Raw genomic sequence first — 20,113 nt, forward strand, 5'->3', positions numbered from 1 at the left:
CCTTCAGTGACCCAGAATCTGGCTCAGGAACAACTGTGTGCGCGGCGACTGCGGGTTGTTGAAGAACGCTTCGGGTTCGTTCTGTTCCACGATCTGCCCTTCATCCATGAAGATCACCCGGTTGGCCACCTTGCGCGCAAAGCCCATTTCATGGGTCACACAAAGCATGGTCATGCCCTCTTCGGCCAGTTCGATCATGGTATCCAGCACTTCGGCGATCATCTCGGGGTCAAGCGCCGATGTGGGTTCGTCAAACAACATGATGCGCGGGCGCATGCAAAGCGAACGGGCAATCGCCACACGCTGTTGCTGACCGCCGGACAACTGGCCGGGATACTTGTCGGCCTGTTCGGGGATCTTCACCTTCCTGAGGAAGTGCATCGCCGTTTCTTCAGCTTCCTTCTTGGGTGTCTTGCGCACCCAGATCGGAGCAAGCGTGCAGTTCTCAAGAATCGTCAGATGCGGGAACAGGTTGAAGTGTTGAAAGCACATCCCCACTTCCGAGCGGATCCGGTCGATGTTTTTCACATCCGACGACAGGATCGTACCATCCACCGTGATCTTGCCGGCCTGATGTTCTTCCAGCGCGTTGATGCAGCGGATCAGCGTGGATTTACCCGAACCGGAAGGGCCACAGATCACGATCCTTTCGCCACGATACACTGTCAGGTCAATGTCGCGCAGCACATGGAAGGTGCCATACCACTTGTTCATGGCCTCAATCGAGATCGCGACCTCATCCGAGACTTTCATTTGAGCGTTGTCAGTCATATTGGCGACTCCTTATCGGTGGTCGGTCGCAAGCTGGCGTTCCAGCCATTGCGAGTATTGAGAAATGCCGTAGCAGACGACGAAGAACAAAAGAGACGCAAAGCCCCAAAGTTCCCAGTAGACGCCATTCCAGTCGGTCGAAGCCAAGATCGGCCCGCGGATCATGCCAACCAGGTCGAACATCGAAATGACCGACACCAGCGTGGTATCCTTGAACAGACCCACGGCCACATTCACGATTCCGGGGATCGAGATCTTCAGCGCCTGGGGCAGGATGATCAGGCGCATCGCCTGCGCATAATCCAGACCAAGACTGTCCGCCGCTTCGTATTGCCCCCGTGGCAAGGCCGCAAGGCCGCCCCGGATCACTTCGGCGATATAGGCGGCTGCGAACATGGTGATCATGATGATCACCCGCAGGATCAGGTCAAAGTTGGTTCCCGGCGGCAGGAAATAGGCCAGAACCACGTTCGCCACGAACAACAAAGTGATCAGAGGCACGCCCCGGATGAACTCGATGAAGATCACGCAAATCCATTTGATGATCGGCATGGAGCTTTGCCGACCCAGCGCCAGAACGATGCCCAGGGGCAGCGACAGGGATACGCAGACCACACCCAGGATCATGTTCAGCATAAAGCCACCCATATCCCGTGAGGGCACCGCTTCCAGAGCAAGAAAACCCGACATGGCACCGCTGAGGAAACCGCCAACCCACCAGGCGATCAGGGCGGCAAGGACACCTCCGAAAAAGCCCATGGCAAAGCTGTCGACCACAAAGCGCCGATAGACCAGATAACCGATGCCAAAGCCCACCATGGCCATGATCGGCACCATGATCGTGCCCCCCCAGATCAGCCAGAAGGCCAGGAAGGGATAAAGACCAGTCACAATCAAAAGCGCGCGCGGCAGGGTCATGAAAAGCACCGGCAAAAGCGCTACGATCAAGAGCACAAAGGCCAGCGTCGGACGCCAGTATTGATCGCTTGGATAGGCGATCCCGAACAGGAGCTGGTTCCAGCGCTCCGTGATGACCGAGAAACAGCCTCCCGTTGCACCTTCCAGCACTTCGCGACATTCGCGGATGTTATCGGTGTCCCAGACACCGTTCACAAGCCACGGCACGGTGCCAACCAGTATCTTGTAGATCACAAAGATCGACAACAGTGTCAGGATCGAGCCCGCAACACCGTTGAACAGATTCTCGCGCACCCATTTGATCGCCCCGGTCTCGACCGCAGGCGGCGCTTGCTGGGGGATCGTGGTTTCACGCACGAAAGAAACGGAGTGTGATTGCGTATCCGACATATCAGCGCTCCTTCAGGCTTACAGCCTGGTTATAGACGTTCATGACAGCCGAGATGCTCAGGCTGATCACCAGGTAGAACAGCATCAGCAACAGCACGGATTCAATCGCGCGGCCGGTCTGGTTCAGGGTAATGCCGCCCAGGGTGCCGGTGATGTCCATATAGCCCACAGCAATCGCAAGTGAGCTGTTCTTGGTGATGTTGAGATACTGGGAAATCAGCGGCGGAATGATCACCCGCAGCGCCTGGGGCAGAATGACAAGGTTCATGACCCGGTTGGGGCGCAGTCCCAGCGAGGCCGCCGCTTCGGTCTGCCCCTTCGAGATCGCCTGAATACCGGCGCGCACGTTTTCCGCGATGAAGGCCCCGGTATAGATCGCCAGAGCGAACCACAGCGCGATCAGAGAGCCGCGGATCGTGATGCCGCCCTGAAAGTTGAAGCCCTGCAACGACGGGTAGTCCAATGTGATTGGACGCCCCATGATGAAGAAGACAACGATGGAGGGGACAAACAGGATCACCAGCGACGGCCAGCCGCGCGGCAGCAGTTTGCCGGTGTCATACAGCAGCTTTGTCGTATAGCGGCGATACCAGATCACCCCGACAATCGAGGCCAGAAACGTCAGTATGACCACCAACGAGCCGGGTCCGAATACTGGCCCGGGCGTGTAAACGCCGCGATTGGTAAAGGCGAAGGCATCCAGCACCATGGACGCGGTCGCATCATCGCCCCGGAACTCGCGCGGGGAGGGCAGGACGGCAGTCATGATGGTGAAGATAATGATGATCCAGATCAGCACCGGCACGTTGCGGAATGCCTCGACATAGACCGACATCAGTTTCGATATCAGCCAGTTGTTGGACAGGCGCAGCACCCCGGCGATGACGCCAAGGATGGTTGCAGAGACACAGGCCAGGACGGCCACCAGCAGCGTGTTGAGCACGCCGACGATCGTCGCGCGCCAATGGGTTGACTGGCTGTCGTATTCTATGAGGCGCTGGTTGATGTCGTAACCGGCAGGCTCACCAAGGAATGCATAGGAGATATTGAGCCCGGCATCTGCGAGGTTCTGCGCAAGGTTGCTGCCCAGATAGGCAAATGCCCCTATCAACAGAAGAAGCGCAATGAACTGAAATGTGTATGACCGATACCGCGTGTCGTTGAGCAGCATCGACAGCTTGAACGACCCCTGTGGAGGGTCCGTGACGCTTGTCATTTGGGTGGTCCCCTGTCTGTCCTGCGTCCGGCTGTTGATCAAGTTGGGCTATGTTGCCCGGGTTCCGGATCGCTCCCTTATAATGTGGAAGGGCGCAGAGATGTCTCTGCGCCCTTCCGAAGTTGTGTTCTTAGCGGAACGGCGGCGAGTAGAGCAGACCACCATCTGTCCACTGCGCGTTCAGACCGCGCGCCAGACCGATCGGTGTGCTTTCACCGATGTTCTGAGCGAAGATTTCACCATAGTTGCCATTGACCATGATCGCGCGCTTGGCCCACTCGGCGTCCAGACCCAGCATCTCGCCCAGAGTACCTTCGGTACCCAGCAGACGGTTGATTTCAGGGTTGTTGGTGCCGCTTGACAGCTCGGCGATGTTTGCCGAGGTCACGCCCAGCTCTTCTGCAGTGATCAGCGCGTTCAGAGTCCAGCGGACAATGTCAGCCCATTCGTTGTCGCCGTGACGGACCAGCGGGCCCAGCGGCTCTTTCGAGATGATTTCCGGCAGCAGAACGTGATCGCCGGGTGCTTCGAATGTGGCGCGTGTTGCGGCCAGACCGGATGCGTCGGTTGTATACACGTCACAGGCACCAGCAAGATATTGCTGCTGTGCTTCAGCGTTGGTTTCGATTGGCACAGGCTCGTAGCTGATGTTGTTGGCACGGAAGAAATCCGCCAGGTTCAGCTCGGTCGTTGTACCGGTCTGAATGCAAACCGTGGCACCATCGAGTTCCTTGGCCGAGGACACGCCCAGTTCCTTGGGAACCATGAAGCCCTGACCGTCATAGTAGTTGATACCGACGAATTCGAACTTCAGGTCGACGTCGCGGCTGAAGGTCCATGTGGTGTTACGCGCCAGCATGTCGATCTCGCCAGAGGCCAGAGCGGTAAAACGTGTCTTACCGGTTGTGGGGACGAATTCGACAGCCGTGGGGTCACCCAACGCAGCGGCGGCAACGGCGCGGCAGACAGCAACGTCAAAGCCGTTCCATTCGCCATTCGCGTCCGGAGCGGCAAAGCCCACCAGCCCGGTTGTCACGCCGCAGTTCAGTTTGCCGCGTTCTTTCACGTCATCCAGCGTTCCCGCTGCGGCAGCACCGGCTGCCAGACCGGCAATCGTGAGTGCGCCAAAGAGTACTGATTTGTTCATAGCTACCTCTTCCTAATTTTCTATCCCATTCGAGGACAGTTAACCCGGTTCCCTTTTAACCAGAATTACTGACAAAAGACGGATTGCCCTCTTTTTTGGTGGTCAAGCTTTAAGTGGTCCTGAGTGTGCCCAAATCCATCCACAAAGGTCAAGACCGGCGTGATCAAAATTCAGGCATTAGTCCAGTTAACATCTGGTAAAGTAAGGACTCAGCAGCAATTCGGCAACCTAGCAGCAGTCAAAAAACGCCTTGGCATGCACAAAAGCGGCCCGTTTGATCTCGGCCATGTCATGGGCTTCGTCATCGCGGCCCCACTGTTCTTCCTGCCAGAGATCGTCCAGTCGGGACATATTCCAAAGGGTATCGGGGTCGCGCCAGTTTTCGGCAGCGGCAAATCCAAGCACCAGAGAACCGCTCAGACTGACAAGATCATGGAAGGCCGCCAGCCGGAAATGGTCCAGCGCATGAACCCGTCGCGAGAGGGTGCTCAAACTTTCAGCATTCTGGGGGGCGTGAATCACTCCGGTGCGTGTTTCAAGCCGTGCACCCAGTGCATCGGCCGCCCAGTCCAGAGCCGGGTCCCAAATCTCGCGTTGTCGCGCGATCAACTCCTCTGGGGCATCCGCGCGGTAGCAAAGCAGATCCGCGTCGCCATAGTCCGCCAGCATCTGAGCCACTTCGGCATGCTGGATCGCGACCTTGTCGATTGCGGCATTTGCGCTGCGGGTGAAGGGCATGTTGATCGGGTTCACCAGGGCTTCCTGCGCATCCCACTCGGCGGCAATCGCCTCTCCCATGGCCAATGTGGGCACCGTAAGGGTGGCCTTTGCAGGCGTCTTGACCGGGCGGCCATCCAGCAGCACAGCGAAACCATCCGGTGTTTCCTGCGCGGTTGCGCTTTTCCAAAAGCGTTTGAGGGCCCATTCGCTCATCGGACAACTCTCCAGATCTCATCAAGGGCGCGCGGCAAGGCGCTCATCTCATCGACAATCCGCTGCGCCGCAGTCAGTTTTTCGCGGCCGTGATACCCCCAACTCACGCCAAGCGCAAAGACGCCGGCGGCGCGCGCCATCTCCATATCAAAGCTGGTATCACCGATCATCACCGTTTGCGCCGGGGTCACGCCCATCTCGTCCATTGCACGCAGGATCATCGAAGGATGCGGTTTAGAGGGGTGATGATCCGCACATTGCCGCGTCAGGAACATCCCCTCAAGCCCATGCCCGGAAATCAGTGCATCCAGCCCGCGCTGGGACTTGCCGGTCGCCACACCCAAAAGGTTGTCCGGCACGCTCGCCAACCCCTCCAACACCTGGCGCGCTCCGGGATAAAGGGGGGATGACGCCTGCGATCCTGCGGTCGCGCGCAGATGCGCATAGCTGTCCTTATAAGCCTGCACCATGGCGTGCTGCGTGGCCACATCCGCCTCTGGTGCCAGCTCTGCCATGGCGCGCGGCAAGGACAGGCCGACGATCGAAAGAATCCGGCCGCGATCCGGTGCGGTCAGGCCAACTGATTCGAAGGCCAATATCATCGACGCCGTGATATCGCCCTGGCTATCCACCAGCGTTCCGTCGACATCAAAGATAATGAGGCGCAGGTCTGCGCTCATTGCAGCTCTTCGAAGGGATCGTCCTTGGCCAGATCTTCGGTCCAGCCAAATGTCTCCCAACTTTCTTTCATATGTTCAGGCAAGGGCGCGGTTATGGTGAGCGTCTTGCGGGTCACCGGATGCTCGAAGCTCAGGGTGCGGGCATGCAGATGCAGCTTCTTGCTGATGATGCCACCGACCTGCGCGCCCCAGCCATCGCCCAGATTTTCCTGGCTCGACCCACCGTATTTTCCATCGCCTGCAATCGGATGGCCCATCTCGGCCATATGGACGCGCAGTTGGTGCGTCCGCCCCGTCACAGGTTCAAGCGCGACCCATGCGGCGCGGCTCCCCACCCGATAGAGCGTGGCATAGAGCGTGCGCGACCGCTTGGCCCCCGGGGTGCTGTCGATATCACGGGGGTGGATGGCGATCATCTTTTCGCCCTCGCCCTTGGATCCGTGGCCGGGTGCCTTGAGCAACCCGGTCTTGATCTCACCCAGGTAGGGCGTGGGCACACCGGCCACCAGTGCCCAGTAAATCTTGCGGGTCTCACGATGGCGGAAAGCCGCGGTCAAATCGGCCGCGACCTGCCGGGTGCGCGCCAGAACCAGAACGCCGGATGTGTCCTTGTCCAGGCGATGCACAAGCCGGGGTTTTTCATCCAGGCCAAAGCACAGCGCTTCGGCCAGACCATCCACATGGCGTGTTTGCCCGCTGCCGCCCTGTACCGGCAGGCCCGGCGGTTTGTTCAGAGCGATAATGTGGTCATCGCGATAGATCACCGTGGCCTGAATCATCCTGGCGTCCGCGGCCGAGACCTTTGATTTCGTATGTTCCGGCTTGGTGTCACCTGTCGGGAGTGGCGGCACGCGCACCTCCTGCCCCTCTTCCAGACGGGTCGAAGCTTTGACCCGCCCGCCATTCACGCGCAGCTCACCCTTGCGGCACATCTTTTCGATGCCCCCCTGACCCAGCTGGGGATAGCGGCGCTTGAGCCAGCGATCCAGACGCTGATCCCCCTCGCCTTCACCCACCGTGACAAGCTGAACCGAATAACTCATGCCAAGACCCCTCGTGCCAGCCAAAGGCCCAGCATTAAACCAACCACGGAACAGACCACCGAAAGGCCGACATACAAGCCGGCAAGCCCGATATCTCCGCGTTCAATCAGATCCACTGTCTCAAGCGAAAACGCCGAGAACGTGGTAAAACCACCCAGAATGCCGGTCGCAATCAACGGATTCAGATGGGTCAATCCGCGCTGTGCGGCAAAGACGACAAACACCCCCATCAGGAACGAGCCGAGGATATTGATACCAAGCACACCAAGAGGGATCGCCTGCATCCCGAAGACGCGCAAGACCCAGACACCTGCGAGGAATCGCAGGGCCGCGCCGATTGCGCCACCGATGGCCACCTGAAGAACTGTCATGAACATGCGCGGTCTGTCGCGCTTTGGCCCGTCCGTGTCAAGTTTCGCGCTTGGTGCGAAGCTTGGCAAAGTAATCCAGCCGCTTCTTCAGCTCGCGCTCAAAGCCGCGTTCAACCGGTTGATACAGCACCGGGCGCTTTACCCCGTCGGGGAAATAGTTCTGGCCGGAAAAGCCGTCCTCGGCGTCGTGGTCGTAATCATATCCCGCGCCATAGCCCTGCTCCTTCATCATCGCCGTCGGTGCATTCAGGATATGTTTGGGCGGCGGTGTGCTGCCGGTCTGTTTGGCCAGCTTCATGGCCGCCTTGTAGCCGACATAGGCCGCGTTGGACTTGGGTGCGAGCGCCAGATACGCCACGGCCTGCGCCAGCGCCAATTCGCCTTCGGGAGACCCCAGACGCTCATAGGTTTGCCAGGCGTCCAGACAGACACGCTGGGCCTGCGGATCAGCGAGGCCGATATCCTCGACCGCCATCCGGGTGATGCGGCGCGCCAGATAGCGGGGGTCTTCGCCGCCCTGCAACATGCGCGCCAGCCAGTAGAGCGCGGCATCAGGATCAGAACCGCGCACCGATTTGTGCAGCGCCGAAATCAGGTTGTAATGCGCATCCCCCGACTTGTCATAAAGCGCCGCCCGTCGCATCAGACGGGTGGTCAGCGCATCTGTATCCAAAGGGCTGTCCACGGCCCATGCAGCCACCTGTTCGATCATGTTGAGCAGAGCGCGGCCATCCCCGTCGGCCATCTCTTGCAGCGCATCGCGGGCCTGCGGCGTCAGAGGCAGCTTGCGGCCCAATTCGCGTTCGGCGCGCTGGGTCATCAGTTCCAGATGCGCCAGCGTCAGACGTTCCAGAACCATGACCTGCGCCCGGCTCAGCACGGCGGCGTTCAATTCAAACGATGGGTTCTCGGTCGTGGCTCCGACCAGAAGGATCGTGCCATCCTCCATATGAGGCAGGAACCCGTCCTGCTGGGCCTTGTTGAAGCGGTGGATCTCATCGACAAACAACAAGGTCCCCTGCCCCTGACGACGTCGCAGGCGGGCAGCCTCGAACACCTTCCTGAGATCCGGCACCCCGGTGAAGATCGCACTGATCTGAACGAAATGCAGATCGGTTTCATCTGCCAGAAGCCGCGCAATGGTCGTCTTGCCCACGCCGGGCGGTCCCCAGAGGATCAAGGACCCCAGAGACCCCGAGGCCAGCATCACGCCCATGGGGGCTTCCGGGCCAAGGATATGATCCTGTCCGATGACCTCGCCCAGAGTTCCCGGTCTCAACCTGTCCGCCAGCGGGCGAGACGGTTCTGGCCCATCTGGGGGCGGGGTCTGATCGAAGAGATCCATGGCTCAGGTCCGGAACCGCAGCGAGACGCGCTGGCCCTGGCGCAGGACCTCGATCCGCACGCTGCGCCCCGGCCGTGTCAGCGCGCGTTCGGTGTCGCGCGGTGCCTCGATCCGGGTGTCATTGATGGCCAGAACCACATCACCCTGACGCAGACCGATCCGGGCACCGAACTGGCCCAGATCAATCACGACAACGCCCTGCGCCGACAGCGGCAGGTTGTAGCGCGCCATGACCGCGGGGTTGACCCGCGCAATCGCAAGGCCGGGCAGCACCGTATCTTCTCCCAGGCGGCGTGGATCGCTGGGTGGATCATCCGGCGCGACGATCATTCTCACGTCGATATCACCAACCTCGCCCATGCGCAGACGGGTGACCCGGGCCGTGGCATCAAGACCCGCGACAGACATCCGGAACACCATCTCGGACGGGGAATTCACCTCGCGCCCGTCGACATGCGTAATCACGTCGCCGACCTGAAAACCGGCTAGGGCAAAGGGGCTGAGCGCATGCAGGTCGGAAATCAGGATGCCCTGCGGCAGCCCCAGACCCAGCGAGGCCGCCAGATCCGCATCGACCGGTTGACCGGCCATGCCGGCCCATGGGCGCTGAAAGCTGTCTGAACCCAGGGCGGCCTGTTTGACGAATTGCGCCACCAGATTTGCCGGAATCGCAAAGCCGATGCCGTTGGAGCCGCCCGAACGGCTGAGGATCGAGGTGTTGATGCCGATCAGATCTCCGTTCATATCGATCAGCGCACCGCCCGAATTGCCGGGATTGATCGGCGCGTCGGTCTGGATGAAATAGCCCCGGCCCGTTCCCGAGGCCGCCCCCGAGCGCGCAAGGCCCGAGATGATGCCCGAAGACACCGTCTGGCCCACACCGAAAGGGTTGCCGATGGCGAGAACCAGCTCTCCCACTTCGACGCGGTCGCTGTCGCGCAAAGACAGGTAGGGCAGGTCCTGCCCCCCTTCGAGCTGCAGGATGGCAAGGTCGCTTTCCTGGTCCCCCAGGAGGACCCGGGCGGAGTATTCCCGTCGATCCGAAAGCACGACGCGGATATCCGTAGCCTGCCCGACCACGTGAAAATTGGACACGACAATCCCGTCCCTTGACAGGATCACGCCAGACCCAAGCGAATTTTGGACGCGCGGCTGGGTGGAGCCGAAGCCGCGGAAAAACTCCTCGAAAAACGGATCGCCCTGAAACGGGCTGGCGCGGCCGGGGCGCACGATCCTGGCATAGATGTTGACCACGGCCGGGGCGGCTTGCCTGACCAGTGGGGCAAAGCCGATGGAGATCTCGGCCTGGCTTTGCGGCACGCGGGTTTCGGCCCAAGACAGGGCGGGAAAGAGCAGGACAACGACGAAGATGAGGGCGCGCAGCATGTCGGGCTTTCTGTTGGCGATCGGTGGTTGAGGATATGCGGAGGGTGCGGGCAGAATGCAAGCGTGGCGCATTTCGGGGGCTCTGCCCGCGCGCTGCGCGCTCCCCCGCCGTATTTGCGGCAAGAAGAATGATCAGCTGAGCGGGGCGGCGGGTTTGCGTTGGAACAAAGAAAAACCCCGCCATTTCTGACGGGGTTTCAATGACTTGGTCCGGTGGCCGGTCTTATTCTGCCTCTGCGCCCATCTCCTGGGCGGCGGCGTGGCGGGCCTTGTCGGCCGCCCCTTTGGCATCAACGTCGCGGTCGACGAATTCGATGATGGCCATGGGCGCCATGTCGCCATAGCGGAACCCGGCCTTGAGCACGCGGACATAGCCGCCCTGGCGGTCCTTGTAGCGTGGACCAAGCACGTCGAAGAGTTTCGTAACGTACTGATCTTCCTTGAGTTTCGAGGCTGCCTGACGGCGCGCGTGCAGGTCGCCGCGCTTGGCCAGCGTGATCATCTTTTCGATGATCGGGCGCAGTTCTTTTGCCTTGGGCAGAGTTGTCTTGATCTGCTCATGTTCGATGAGCGAGCCGGCCATGTTCGAGAACAGCGCCTTGCGGTGTTCATGAGTACGATTGAGGCGGCGGTAACCACGTGCGTGACGCATTTTCTTATCTCCTATTGCCCTCTACGGGCGGTTTTGCTTTGTCCGGCAGCCGATGCGTGTCAGCTGCTCTCCTTGGGGCGGTGGTGCCCGATTGGGGTATGCACAGGGCGTACACAACACGTACACACCCTGTACATACGAAGACGCGTCAGAACGCGTCTTCGAATTTCTTGGCCAGGTCTTCGATATTGTCGGGCGGCCAGTCTTCGACGTCCATGCCCAGATGCAGACCCATGCCGCTGAGAACCTCTTTGATCTCGTTGAGCGACTTGCGGCCGAAGTTCGGGGTGCGCAGCATCTCGGCTTCGGTTTTCTGAATGAGATCGCCGATATAGACGATGTTGTCGTTCTTGAGACAGTTGGCAGAGCGGACCGACAGTTCCAGCTCGTCGACTTTCTTGAGCAGGAGCGGGTTGAATTCCAGGCCGTCGTCATCGTCCTGACGGGAGGCGCTTTCGGGCTCATCGAAGTTCACGAAGATCGACAGCTGGTCCTGCAGGATGCGGGCGGCGAATGCCACGGCATCATCCGGTGTCAGCGAGCCGTCCGTGGTGACTTTCATGGTCAGCTTGTCATAGTCCAGAACCTGGCCCTCGCGGGTCGGCTGGACGTCATAGGAGACCTTGGTCACAGGCGAATAGATCGCGTCGATCGGGATCAGGCCGATGGGCGCGTCTTCCGGCTTGTTCTTGTCGGCAGAGACATAGCCTTTGCCGGTGTTGACCGTCAGTTCCATGTAGACTTCGGCACCATCATCCAGGTGACAGATCACGTGATCCTTGTTGAGGATCTCGATACCTGCGGATTCCGAGATGTCACCGGCGGTGACGACCGCGGGGCCCTTGGCGTTGATCGATACGCGCTTGGGGCCTTCGACCTCCATGCGGATGCGCACGCCCTTGAGGTTCAGAACGATGTCGGTGACGTCTTCACGCACACCGGCCACGCTGGAGAACTCGTGCAGAACGTTGTCGATCTGAACGGATGTGATCGCGGCACCTTGCAGCGAGCTCATCAGCACGCGGCGCAGGGCGTTACCCAGTGTCAGACCAAAGCCGCGCTCAAGCGGTTCTGCGACGACCGTGGCTGTCTGTGCGGGGTTGTTGCCTGGCTTGACGTCAAGCTGGGTCGGTTTGATCAGTTCAGCCCAATTCTTGTGGATCATGTAGAGCCTCCATTCCTGTCTTGTTCCCATGTCCGTAAGAACAAGACTCCCGAGGGATCAAAAATGCGGACTGGGGCCGTGCAAAAACACGCGGCCCCAGCAGTAAATCAGTGCCTTAGACGCGGCGGCGTTTGGGCGGGCGGCAGCCATTGTGCGCCATCGGGGTGACATCACGGATCGAGGTGATGTTGAAGCCGACAGCGGCCAGAGCGCGCAGGGCGCTTTCACGGCCGGAGCCCGGGCCCTGCACTTCGACTTCGAGCGTTTTCACGCCGTGATCCTGTGCCTTGCGGCCCGCATCTTCTGCGGCCAGCTGCGCGGCATAGGGTGTCGATTTGCGCGAGCCCTTGAAGCCCATCGTACCGGCGGACGACCACGAGATCGCGTTGCCCTGCACGTCGGAAATCAGGATCTTGGTGTTGTTGAAGGTCGAGTTCACATGCGCCACACCAGCGGCGATGTTCTTGCGGGCCTTCTTCTTGACGGTTTTCTTATCGCGTGCCATCGGTCAGACCCCCTTATTTCTTCTTGCCGGCAATGGCCTTTGCGGGGCCTTTGCGGGTGCGAGCGTTGGTGTGGGTGCGCTGACCACGGACTGGCAGGTTGCGACGGTGGCGCAGGCCACGGTAGCAGCCCAGGTCCATCAGGCGTTTGATGTTCATCTGCGTGTCGCGGCGCAGGTCGCCTTCGACAGTGTAGTTGGCGTCGATATGTTCCCGGATCGAGAGCACTTCGGCGTCAGACAATTCGTTGACCCGGCGGGTCTGGTCAATACCGACGGCGTCGCAGATCGCGCGCGCGGAGGTGTTGCCGATGCCGGTGATATAGGTAAGGGCGATTGGCACCCGCTTTGCAGTGGGGATGTTTACGCCGGCAATACGTGCCACGTGGAGTATCCTTTCGTCGCGGGCCCGTTACGCCGGGCCCTTTTTTCACAACTATGGCCCGGTGGGCATATGCCGCCGGGCCGCGATTTGAGGTGGTCAGCAGGATGCGGGAGCGACCCACGCCTGCAGTTTGATTCTTGTTGCCAAGATGGGGCTACTTATGGGGGATCGTGCGGGGCGTCAACCCATAGGCAAGGGCGTCAAGGGTTTTTGTATCCCCAGGCCGAACACGGGAAATAATACTCGGGCAGCGGGTTGACCCCATCAGCCCAGATTTGCACCCGGCCCTGATTATTCACGCTGACCGATGCGGTCATCGTCCATTGCCGGGCACCATCGTCACATGTTGCTGTCAGGCGGGTATCAAGGCCCTTGGCATAGGTCTGACCGCCTTCGGTCCAATAACACGAGGCCCAATGCGCCTCGATGCCCTGCGCAGTGAGATAGGCGGTGCCGGCAAGCTCTTGTTCGCCATCCGTTGCGTTGCAGAAGCCGGGATTGTTCACAAAGACCTCGGCCGTGGCAGGGGATGCGATGAGCGCAAGAAGGACGGCGGCGCGCAACATGATTTTACCCGAGGACAGTCCTGATCTCGGCGGCAACATCCTCGATCTCGCCCAGACCGTTCACCGACGTCAGGTCGCCCTTGGCATAGTAATAGCCGATCAGCGGTGAGGTCTGCTTGTAATAGGCCATGAGCCGGGTGCGCAGGCTGTCGGCGTTATCATCCGCGCGGCGGGTGAAAGTGGTCTGACCGCAGTTGGAGCATCTGCCGTCAGCGGGGATCGGTTTGGTGATGTCATTATAGACCTCACCGCAGGCCGCGCAGGTCGAGCGCGCGGTGATGCGGCTGACCAGCGCGTCATCATCCACGGACATTTCGATCACCGCGTCGAGGGTTTCGCCCAGCTCGCCCAGCAGGGTGCCCAATGCGTCGGCCTGGGCCAGCGTGCGGGGAAAGCCGTCGAAGATATAGCCCCCGCCAGCCTGCCCCGTGGTGAGCTTTTCGCGGATGAGGCCGATGACGATTTCATCGGTCACAAGATCTCCGCGATCCATCACGTCGGCGACGATCTTGCCCATTTCGGTTCCGCTGGTGCGGGCCTCGCGCAGCATGTCTCCAGTGCTTAGCTGGATCATGTTGCGTTCATCGACGAGACGCCGCGCCTGGGTGCCTTTTCCGGCCCCCGGAGGGCCCAGCAGAATGATATTCATCGACGCGTCGGAGCCTTCTTCTTTTTCCTGGTGCCGTCGCGTTTACCGCGCAATTGGCTTTTCTCGATCAGGCCTTCGTATTGATGGGCCAGCAGGTGGCTTTGAACCTGTTGGATCGTGTCCATCGTGACCGAAACCACGATCAGCACCGATGTACCTCCAAAGAAGAACGGAATGCCCAGTTCGGCGCGCACGATTTCCGGCAGCACACAGATCAGCGCCAGATAGCCCGAGCCCAGAACGAGGATGCGGTTGACCACATATTCGAGATATTCCGCCGTCTTCTTGCCCGGACGGATACCCGGAACAAAGCCGTTCTGCTTCTTGAGGTTGTCGGCCACATCATCGGGTTTGAACGAGACGTTGAACGTGTAGAAATAGGTGAAGAACACGATCATCGCCGCGAAGAACAGCAGATAGAGCGGCTGTCCCGGCCCGAAATAGGCCAGCAGGGTCGACATGATCGGGCCCGAGCTGTCGCCCGAGAAGGTCGAGATCGTGATCGGCAAAAGCAGCAGCGAAGAGGCGAAGATCGCCGGGATCACCGATGCGGGGTTCACCTTGACCGGCAGGTGCGAGGAGCCGCCGTCATAGACTTTCATGCCGACCTGTCGGCGCGGATACTGGATATGGATCTTGCGCAGGGCGCGCTCCATGAAGACCACGAAGGTGATCGCCACGATGACCATCACGATCACACCGATGATCACGGCGGGGCTCAGGGCACCGGAGCGACCGGAGGCCAGGAACTGCGCCAGCGAGGCGGGCAGTTCGGCGATGATGCCGACGAAGATGATCAGCGAGATACCGTTGCCGACGCCGCGCGCGGTGATCTGTTCACCCAGCCACATCAGGAACATGGTGCCGCCCACCAGCGTGATCATGCAGCTGAGGCGGAAATAGAGGCCCGGATCGGTGGCCAGATCGCCCGCTTCGAGCGATATCGCAAGGCCATAGGCCTGAACCGTGGCCAGGGCCACCGTGCCGTAGCGGGTATACTGGTTGATCTTCTTGCGGCCCTGCTCGCCCTCTTTCTTGAGCTGTTCAAGCGCCGGCACCATGGCGGTGAGAAGCTGAACGATGATTGAGGCCGAGATATAGGGCATGATGCCAAGGGCAAAGATCCCCATGCGGCCCAAAGCGCCGCCGGTGAACATCGAGACCATGCCGCCGATACCCTGGCCCGCCTGCTCCATGAATTCCTGCAGCGCGACGCCGTCGATACCGGGCACCGGGATAAAGGTGCCGAGGCGATAGACGATCAGAAGGCCCAGGGTGAACAGGATGCGATTGCGCAGGTCGGTGGCTTTGCCCAGGGCCGACCAGCTTGTATTCGCGGCCATTTGTTCGGCGGCTGATACCATGAACGAGGTCTCTCTTATGCGAACGCCGCCCTGAGCCGTTTTCCGGCACGGGCGGCGACTATGGAAAACTGATGCCTATGTAGGCGGGCAAGCCGCCCGTCACAAGCTGTTACTCGGCCGCGACCGTGTTTGTGACCGTCAGTGAGCCGCCCGCTTTCGCAACCGCGTCGATCGCGGACTTGGAAGCACCGGAGACCGCGATGGTCAGCTTGGACGTCACATCGCCCTTTGCCAGAACGCGAATCCCGTCGAGTTTGCGGCGCACGAGGCCGCTGGCGACCAGGGCGTCTTCGGTGATGTCGGCAGAGGCGTCGATTTTCTTGGCATCGACGAATTTCTGGATCAGGCCAAGGTTCACAACGGCGAATTTCTTGCGGTTCGGCTTGTTGAAGCCACGCTTTGGCAGACGTTGGTAGAGCGGCATTTGACCGCCTTCATACCCGTTGATCGCCACACCCGAGCGGGATTTCTGACCTTTTACACCACGGCCGGCGGTTTTACCCGTGCCGGAACCGGGGCCACGGGCAACGCGCTTGCGTTTCTTGGTTGCACCGGGATTGTCGTGCAGTTCATTGAGTCTCATAACGCTTCTCCTTTGCCGGATGTGGCCCCCGAAGCGTAATGGGCCAACCACGGCGTTTCTTGCTGTTGATTCTGTGGCACCAACAGGACCACCGGGGGCGTATAGACGGGGTGCGCGCGCGGATCAAGGGGCGCTGCGCGCTCTGGCGTGAAAGCGGGGCGGGATTGCTTGTTTCCCACGGCACCGGGCGGCAGTGTGTACCATCAGGGCGCATCACAAAAGGAATAGGGATGTATCAGCTTTATGCAGCGATATGGCGGGTCAGCGCGAAACGGCAGATAGCGCTGATCATTCTGGCGGTTCTGATTGCGGCGCTGGCCGCCGCCCCGCTGAAGTTTCAGCAGGACATCATCAACCTGCTGAGTGCGAGCGGAGCAAGCCATGCCGAGCTCTTGAAGCTGGGCGCGGGCATGATCGCGGTGATTCTGCTGAGCCTGGGGCTGAAATGGCTCAATGGATACCTTGCCAGCCTGCTGGGGGAGGATGTCATTCGCACCATCCGGGGCCGATTGGTCACGGCGGTCGTCACCGAAGGCGCGGGGCATCGCCCGATCTATGGCGGAACGCTCTCGACCGCGGTGTCGGCAGAGGCTGAGGATCTGGGCAAGTTTGCCGGCAGCGCCTACTCGGATCCGGTGATGCAGGTGGGCACGCTGATCAGCGTGATCGCCTTTGTCGCCGCCACGCAGCCGGGGTTGGGCCTGCTGGCGGTCGGGATCATCGCTCCTCAGGTCATCATCGTGCTGCTGACACAAAATGAGGTGAACCGGTTGGTCGGCGAACGTGTCCGGGTGCTGCGCGCCACAACCGACAAGATCGCAACCGATGACCTGAGCGCGCTGCAAGCCGGGATCCTCGAGGATTTCGATCGCATCTACGGGGTGCGGCGACGCATGTTTCAGTGGAAGCTATCGACCAAGTTCATCCTGAGCGCGATCAACGGCGCAGGCACGGTTGCGGTCCTGATGCTGGGGGGATGGTTCGTGATCAACGGCGAGACCGATGTGGGGACTGTTGTCGCCGCAACTTTGGGCCTGAGCCGGTTGCAAGGGCCCACCACCTTCCTGATCGCCTTCTATCGGCAGGTGAGCGCCAACCGCGTCAAGTATGACCTGCTGCGCGGCCTGGTGGTGGAGGGGCGTTGATCCGGGCCATGAAAGGATGGCATGATCCCCCGATGAAAGCCCTGCCCGCGCTTACCTTGGCCCTGAGCCTTGCTGCGTCCGCCACCGCCCTGCCCGCGGCACCGGGCTGCGCGGCGGATGCGATGCTGGTGTTTGACGGCTCGGCCTCGATGAATGAGGTGGAGTTCGACATCTCAAAGCCCACGCGCATCGTGGAGGCGCGCCAAGCGATGCGCGATGCGATGCCCGATATCACGCCCTATCGCCGGGTCGGCCTGTTGGTCTATGGCCCCGGCCCTCTGGAGGCCTGCAGCAATATCGATCTGCGCTTTGGTCCGATCGAAAATGCCGCCACCCCCATCATCGACGCGGTCGAGGCGCTGATACCCAAGGGTCTGACCCCGCTTGCGGCCTCGGTCGAACAGGCGGTCGAGGCGCTGGATTACCGCAACCGGCCCGGCATTGTTGTGCTGGTGACCGATGGCAACGAAACCTGCGGCGGGCGGCCCTGCGCCCTGGGTGACGCGCTGGCGCGGGAGGCGGCGGATCTGACGGTGCATGTGATCGGCTTCAAGGTGATCGTGGATTTCTTCAGCTGGGACAATCCCGAACAGCAATCCTATGATGAAGGGATTACCGTGGCCAAATGCCTGGCTGACCGGACCGGCGGCATGTATGTCTCGACCGAGACGGTGGATGAACTGGCCGAGGCCCTGCGCAGCACGCTGGGCTGCGCGCTGATCGGCCGGGTTGAGGGCACAGGGCGGATGGCGGGCTGAGCCGCGCCCTTACCGGGTGACGCCGGGGTTTTGCCAGCTGTGCGGCTTGAACGGCTGTGTCAGGGCGCGCTCGACCATCTCAAGCCGGTCCTGACCATAGAACGGATCGCCCTCTACGATATAGGTGGGTGAGCCGAAGACACAGAGGCCCGTCGCCTCGTGGGTGTTGGCATCATAGGCCTGACGACATGCGCCGCTATCGGCCTGTTCCAGCAGTTTTTCCCCGTCATGGCCCAGTTGTGCCGCAATGCCCGCCAGAGTGGGACGGTCCGACAGATCCGCATCATCGCGCCAATGGGCCTGCAGGATGGCAAAAGACAAAGCATCCACCTGCGGCCCCTGCGTGCCAAGTGCTAGGATCATGCGCGCCGCCAGACCGTAGTCTGTGTCGTGAAAGGTGGGGCGGAAGCGCAGGATCTCGACATTGCGCCATTCGGCCCAGCGTTCGATTTCCCGGCCAAAGAAGTAATCCACATGGGCTTGGGTGCGGGCGCGGAACGGCAGGCTGCCCTGCTGTTCGACAACGGGGCTGAGGGCGAAGGGTTTGTGGACGAGCACCGCCCCGTGTCGCGCGCAGATGTCATGGAGTGCGCACGCACCAAGATAGGCATAGGCCGAATGGGCCGAGTAGAAATAGTCGATCCGCGTCATCAGTTGACCCGGATGGGCAGAGACGAGAACCCCCGGAAGCGCGCCAGCGGCATGACGGCGCGCGGGCCGTTGGCCTGCAGCTTGGGAAAGCGTCTGATGAAACGCCCCAGCGCGATGCGCCCCTCGGCCCGCGCCAGAGAGGCTCCGAGGCAGACGTGGATGCCGGTGATGAAGGCGATATGGCGGTTGGGCTTGCGGGTGATGTCGAGCTGGTCGGGATCGGCAAACACCTCGGGGTCGCGATTGGCCCCGCCGATGGAGGTGTGGATATAGGTGCCTTTGGGGATCGTCCCCGAGGGCAGTTCGATATCCTCGCCGGCCAGACGGTTGCCGATCTGCAGCGGGCTTTGAACCCGCAGGAATTCTTCCACGGCGGTGCCGATATGGTCCGGCTCGTCCAGCAGCAGGCGATGCTGGTCGGGATTATCAAGCAGCAGGCCGATGGAGTTGCCGACCATGCTGGTGGTGGTTTCGTGACCGGCATTCAGCAGGAAGATGCAGTTCTGGATCAGCTCCTCCTGGGTGAGGCGGCGGCCATTATATTCGCCAAAGATCAGCGCTTCGAGCACCTCGCCCTGTGTCGCCCCTTCGGGGTTGTTGCGGCGGTGGTCGATCAGTTCGGTGAGGATCTCGGAGAATTCCGTGACCGCCTCATTGCCCAGTTCAAGGCGTTCGGGCGGCACAACCGGATCCAGCGCTCCAAGGATCGCCAGCGAGAAACCGCGCAGCTTGGTGCGGTATTCTTCCGGGATGCCCAGCATGAAGGAGATGATTTCCGTCGGCAGGATCATCCCGAAGTCGGGAATGAGGTCGAGTTCGCCCTTGTCCTCGACATCATCCAGAAGGCGATCGACGATGCCTTCGATCAGGGTTTCCATCTCGGCCAGTTTGCGCGGCGTGAAGGCACCGGCAATCAGCTTGCGCACCGTGGTGTGATAGGGCGGATCGTTGAAGATCAGCGAGGTGGTGTGATGCCTGTGCAGCGGGCACTGGCCGAATTTCTTGCCGAACTCTTCCTGTTTGTCCGACAGCATGTCGCGCGATTGATAGACCTTGAGGCAATCGGCATGGCGGGTCAGAAAGACGGACCCGTCGGCATTGTAGTGCACCGGGCTGTTGGCGCGCAGCCAATGCAGCGTCGGGTGCGGATCCTGGATAAAGTCGCGCCCGATCGTGTTGAGGTCGAATGACTCGATTTCCGTAAGCATGCTTATCAATCCTCCCACCTGCACTGTGACCGCACACCCGCCATGAGGCAAGGATATTTGCACAACAGTTGACTTTGCCGGTCGATCCCTCCATATGACCCGCAAGGACGGCGCTGCCGCGTGAGCAGCCCGCGTTTGCACGCGTACCGACCTTACCTTTCCCAAAGTTCCCATTTCACGCGGGGGGCAGACGTCTTGACGGGTCTGTTGGGCAATCCGGCCCTGATCTGAGTGAAGACGCAACCCTGAAGCGACACCCGGTTCATGACGAACGCGGGTCACCGG

The 20,113-nt window shown here is 60.7% G+C and carries 22 protein-coding genes; 2 read left to right on the top strand and 20 right to left on the bottom strand.

Annotation, left to right across the window (positions count from 1 at the left end; genetic code table 11):
* Positions 1-3 precede the first annotated feature (3 nt).
* The 18 genes from WAO69_RS11525 to rplO all read right to left on the bottom strand — a co-directional run bounded on the left by WAO69_RS11525 (position 4) and on the right by rplO (position 16,066).
* Positions 4-771 (bottom strand): amino acid ABC transporter ATP-binding protein, encoded by a 768-nt coding sequence (locus WAO69_RS11525; protein ID WP_422179199.1) that lies wholly within the window; start codon positions 769-771, stop codon positions 4-6.
* 12 nt (positions 772-783) lie between these two features.
* Entirely contained in the window at positions 784-2,079 is a 1,296-nt protein-coding gene (locus WAO69_RS11530) for an amino acid ABC transporter permease (RefSeq protein ID WP_422179201.1), read from the bottom strand.
* Position 2,080: 1 nt separating this feature from the next.
* The gene (locus WAO69_RS11535; RefSeq protein WP_422179203.1) at positions 2,081-3,295 is read right to left on the bottom strand and encodes an amino acid ABC transporter permease; all 1,215 of its coding nucleotides are present in this window, start codon (positions 3,293-3,295) and stop codon (positions 2,081-2,083) included.
* Between the two features lie 130 nt (positions 3,296-3,425).
* Positions 3,426-4,442, bottom strand: coding sequence for an amino acid ABC transporter substrate-binding protein (locus WAO69_RS11540; protein WP_422179205.1), 1,017 nt, complete (start codon positions 4,440-4,442; stop codon positions 3,426-3,428).
* Between the two features lie 228 nt (positions 4,443-4,670).
* Positions 4,671-5,375, bottom strand: a complete 705-nt coding sequence (locus WAO69_RS11545; protein WP_422179208.1) for an ATP12 family chaperone protein — start codon at positions 5,373-5,375, stop codon at positions 4,671-4,673.
* Positions 5,372-6,055: an HAD-IA family hydrolase gene (locus tag WAO69_RS11550; RefSeq protein WP_422179210.1), complete on the bottom strand. Its 684-nt coding sequence runs from the start codon at positions 6,053-6,055 to the stop codon at positions 5,372-5,374. The genes WAO69_RS11545 and WAO69_RS11550 overlap by 4 nt, the downstream gene beginning before the upstream one ends.
* On the bottom strand, positions 6,052-7,098 hold the full coding sequence (locus WAO69_RS11555; RefSeq protein ID WP_422179212.1) for an RluA family pseudouridine synthase: 1,047 nt from the start codon (positions 7,096-7,098) through the stop codon (positions 6,052-6,054). The genes WAO69_RS11550 and WAO69_RS11555 overlap by 4 nt, the downstream gene beginning before the upstream one ends.
* Positions 7,095-7,475: a fluoride efflux transporter CrcB gene (crcB, locus tag WAO69_RS11560; protein WP_422179215.1), complete on the bottom strand. Its 381-nt coding sequence runs from the start codon at positions 7,473-7,475 to the stop codon at positions 7,095-7,097. The genes WAO69_RS11555 and crcB overlap by 4 nt, the downstream gene beginning before the upstream one ends.
* A 31-nt stretch (positions 7,476-7,506) precedes the next feature.
* Positions 7,507-8,814 carry a replication-associated recombination protein A gene (locus WAO69_RS11565; RefSeq protein ID WP_422179217.1) on the bottom strand — a complete coding sequence of 436 codons (1,308 nt, stop codon included), beginning with the start codon at positions 8,812-8,814 and terminating at the stop codon, positions 7,507-7,509.
* Positions 8,815-8,817: 3 nt separating this feature from the next.
* Positions 8,818-10,200, bottom strand: a complete 1,383-nt coding sequence (locus WAO69_RS11570) for a trypsin-like peptidase domain-containing protein (RefSeq protein WP_422179219.1) — start codon at positions 10,198-10,200, stop codon at positions 8,818-8,820.
* A 223-nt stretch (positions 10,201-10,423) separates the two neighbouring features.
* Positions 10,424-10,852 (bottom strand): 50S ribosomal protein L17, encoded by a 429-nt coding sequence (rplQ, locus tag WAO69_RS11575; RefSeq protein WP_422179221.1) that lies wholly within the window; start codon positions 10,850-10,852, stop codon positions 10,424-10,426.
* 148 nt (positions 10,853-11,000) lie between these two features.
* A complete protein-coding gene (locus WAO69_RS11580; protein WP_422179223.1) occupies positions 11,001-12,017 on the bottom strand; it encodes a DNA-directed RNA polymerase subunit alpha in 1,017 nt (338 codons plus the stop codon).
* Between the two features lie 115 nt (positions 12,018-12,132).
* A complete protein-coding gene (gene rpsK / locus WAO69_RS11585) occupies positions 12,133-12,522 on the bottom strand; it encodes a 30S ribosomal protein S11 (RefSeq protein WP_422179225.1) in 390 nt (129 codons plus the stop codon).
* 13 nt (positions 12,523-12,535) lie between these two features.
* Entirely contained in the window at positions 12,536-12,904 is a 369-nt protein-coding gene (rpsM, locus tag WAO69_RS11590) for a 30S ribosomal protein S13 (RefSeq protein WP_422179227.1), read from the bottom strand.
* Positions 12,905-13,104: 200 nt separating this feature from the next.
* Positions 13,105-13,470: a hypothetical protein gene (locus WAO69_RS11595; RefSeq protein WP_422179229.1), complete on the bottom strand. Its 366-nt coding sequence runs from the start codon at positions 13,468-13,470 to the stop codon at positions 13,105-13,107.
* Positions 13,471-13,474: 4 nt separating this feature from the next.
* Positions 13,475-14,119, bottom strand: a complete 645-nt coding sequence (locus WAO69_RS11600; protein ID WP_422179231.1) for an adenylate kinase — start codon at positions 14,117-14,119, stop codon at positions 13,475-13,477.
* Positions 14,116-15,483 (bottom strand): preprotein translocase subunit SecY, encoded by a 1,368-nt coding sequence (gene secY, locus WAO69_RS11605; RefSeq protein ID WP_422179233.1) that lies wholly within the window; start codon positions 15,481-15,483, stop codon positions 14,116-14,118. The genes WAO69_RS11600 and secY overlap by 4 nt, the downstream gene beginning before the upstream one ends.
* Positions 15,484-15,592: 109 nt before the next feature.
* Positions 15,593-16,066: a 50S ribosomal protein L15 gene (rplO, locus tag WAO69_RS11610; protein ID WP_422179235.1), complete on the bottom strand. Its 474-nt coding sequence runs from the start codon at positions 16,064-16,066 to the stop codon at positions 15,593-15,595.
* 230 nt (positions 16,067-16,296) lie between these two features.
* Between rplO and WAO69_RS11615 the strand changes: the two genes are divergently transcribed.
* A complete protein-coding gene (locus WAO69_RS11615; protein WP_422179237.1) occupies positions 16,297-17,211 on the top strand; it encodes an ABC transporter transmembrane domain-containing protein in 915 nt (304 codons plus the stop codon).
* 32 nt (positions 17,212-17,243) lie between these two features.
* Positions 17,244-17,969 carry a vWA domain-containing protein gene (locus WAO69_RS11620; RefSeq protein ID WP_422179239.1) on the top strand — a complete coding sequence of 242 codons (726 nt, stop codon included), beginning with the start codon at positions 17,244-17,246 and terminating at the stop codon, positions 17,967-17,969.
* Positions 17,970-17,978: 9 nt separating this feature from the next.
* Here WAO69_RS11620 and WAO69_RS11625 read toward each other — a convergent pair whose 3' ends face one another.
* Both WAO69_RS11625 and WAO69_RS11630 read right to left on the bottom strand, forming a co-directional pair.
* Positions 17,979-18,620, bottom strand: coding sequence for a 2-hydroxychromene-2-carboxylate isomerase (locus WAO69_RS11625; protein ID WP_422179242.1), 642 nt, complete (start codon positions 18,618-18,620; stop codon positions 17,979-17,981).
* On the bottom strand, positions 18,620-19,828 hold the full coding sequence (locus WAO69_RS11630; RefSeq protein WP_422179244.1) for a cytochrome P450: 1,209 nt from the start codon (positions 19,826-19,828) through the stop codon (positions 18,620-18,622). The genes WAO69_RS11625 and WAO69_RS11630 overlap by 1 nt, the downstream gene beginning before the upstream one ends.
* Positions 19,829-20,113 lie beyond the last annotated feature (285 nt).

This window comes from Aestuariivita sp. (genome assembly GCF_049276915.1).
GTDB lineage: Bacteria > Pseudomonadota > Alphaproteobacteria > Rhodobacterales > Rhodobacteraceae > Aestuariivita.

What these genes read in the sequence shown, in the direction of transcription:
- rpsK (WP_422179225.1), bottom strand. Translation starts at nt 12,522, where the DNA reads ATGGCACGCGATAAGAAAACCGTCAAGAAGAAGGCCCGCAAGAACATC.
- crcB (WP_422179215.1), bottom strand. Translation starts at nt 7,475, where the DNA reads ATGTTCATGACAGTTCTTCAGGTGGCCATCGGTGGCGCAATCGGCGCG.
- WAO69_RS11530 (WP_422179201.1), bottom strand. Translation starts at nt 2,079, where the DNA reads ATGTCGGATACGCAATCACACTCCGTTTCTTTCGTGCGTGAAACCACG.
- WAO69_RS11615 (WP_422179237.1), top strand. Translation starts at nt 16,297, where the DNA reads ATGTATCAGCTTTATGCAGCGATATGGCGGGTCAGCGCGAAACGGCAG.
- secY (WP_422179233.1), bottom strand. Translation starts at nt 15,483, where the DNA reads ATGGTATCAGCCGCCGAACAAATGGCCGCGAATACAAGCTGGTCGGCC.
- rplO (WP_422179235.1), bottom strand. Translation starts at nt 16,066, where the DNA reads ATGAGACTCAATGAACTGCACGACAATCCCGGTGCAACCAAGAAACGC.
- WAO69_RS11545 (WP_422179208.1), bottom strand. Translation starts at nt 5,375, where the DNA reads ATGAGCGAATGGGCCCTCAAACGCTTTTGGAAAAGCGCAACCGCGCAG.
- WAO69_RS11625 (WP_422179242.1), bottom strand. Translation starts at nt 18,620, where the DNA reads ATGACGCGGATCGACTATTTCTACTCGGCCCATTCGGCCTATGCCTAT.
- rplQ (WP_422179221.1), bottom strand. Translation starts at nt 10,852, where the DNA reads ATGCGTCACGCACGTGGTTACCGCCGCCTCAATCGTACTCATGAACAC.
- WAO69_RS11535 (WP_422179203.1), bottom strand. Translation starts at nt 3,295, where the DNA reads ATGACAAGCGTCACGGACCCTCCACAGGGGTCGTTCAAGCTGTCGATG.
- WAO69_RS11580 (WP_422179223.1), bottom strand. Translation starts at nt 12,017, where the DNA reads ATGATCCACAAGAATTGGGCTGAACTGATCAAACCGACCCAGCTTGAC.
- WAO69_RS11595 (WP_422179229.1), bottom strand. Translation starts at nt 13,470, where the DNA reads ATGTTGCGCGCCGCCGTCCTTCTTGCGCTCATCGCATCCCCTGCCACG.
- WAO69_RS11550 (WP_422179210.1), bottom strand. Translation starts at nt 6,055, where the DNA reads ATGAGCGCAGACCTGCGCCTCATTATCTTTGATGTCGACGGAACGCTG.
- WAO69_RS11565 (WP_422179217.1), bottom strand. Translation starts at nt 8,814, where the DNA reads ATGGATCTCTTCGATCAGACCCCGCCCCCAGATGGGCCAGAACCGTCT.
- WAO69_RS11525 (WP_422179199.1), bottom strand. Translation starts at nt 771, where the DNA reads ATGACTGACAACGCTCAAATGAAAGTCTCGGATGAGGTCGCGATCTCG.
- WAO69_RS11620 (WP_422179239.1), top strand. Translation starts at nt 17,244, where the DNA reads ATGAAAGCCCTGCCCGCGCTTACCTTGGCCCTGAGCCTTGCTGCGTCC.
- WAO69_RS11540 (WP_422179205.1), bottom strand. Translation starts at nt 4,442, where the DNA reads ATGAACAAATCAGTACTCTTTGGCGCACTCACGATTGCCGGTCTGGCA.
- WAO69_RS11570 (WP_422179219.1), bottom strand. Translation starts at nt 10,200, where the DNA reads ATGCTGCGCGCCCTCATCTTCGTCGTTGTCCTGCTCTTTCCCGCCCTG.
- WAO69_RS11555 (WP_422179212.1), bottom strand. Translation starts at nt 7,098, where the DNA reads ATGAGTTATTCGGTTCAGCTTGTCACGGTGGGTGAAGGCGAGGGGGAT.
- WAO69_RS11600 (WP_422179231.1), bottom strand. Translation starts at nt 14,119, where the DNA reads ATGAATATCATTCTGCTGGGCCCTCCGGGGGCCGGAAAAGGCACCCAG.
- WAO69_RS11630 (WP_422179244.1), bottom strand. Translation starts at nt 19,828, where the DNA reads ATGCTTACGGAAATCGAGTCATTCGACCTCAACACGATCGGGCGCGAC.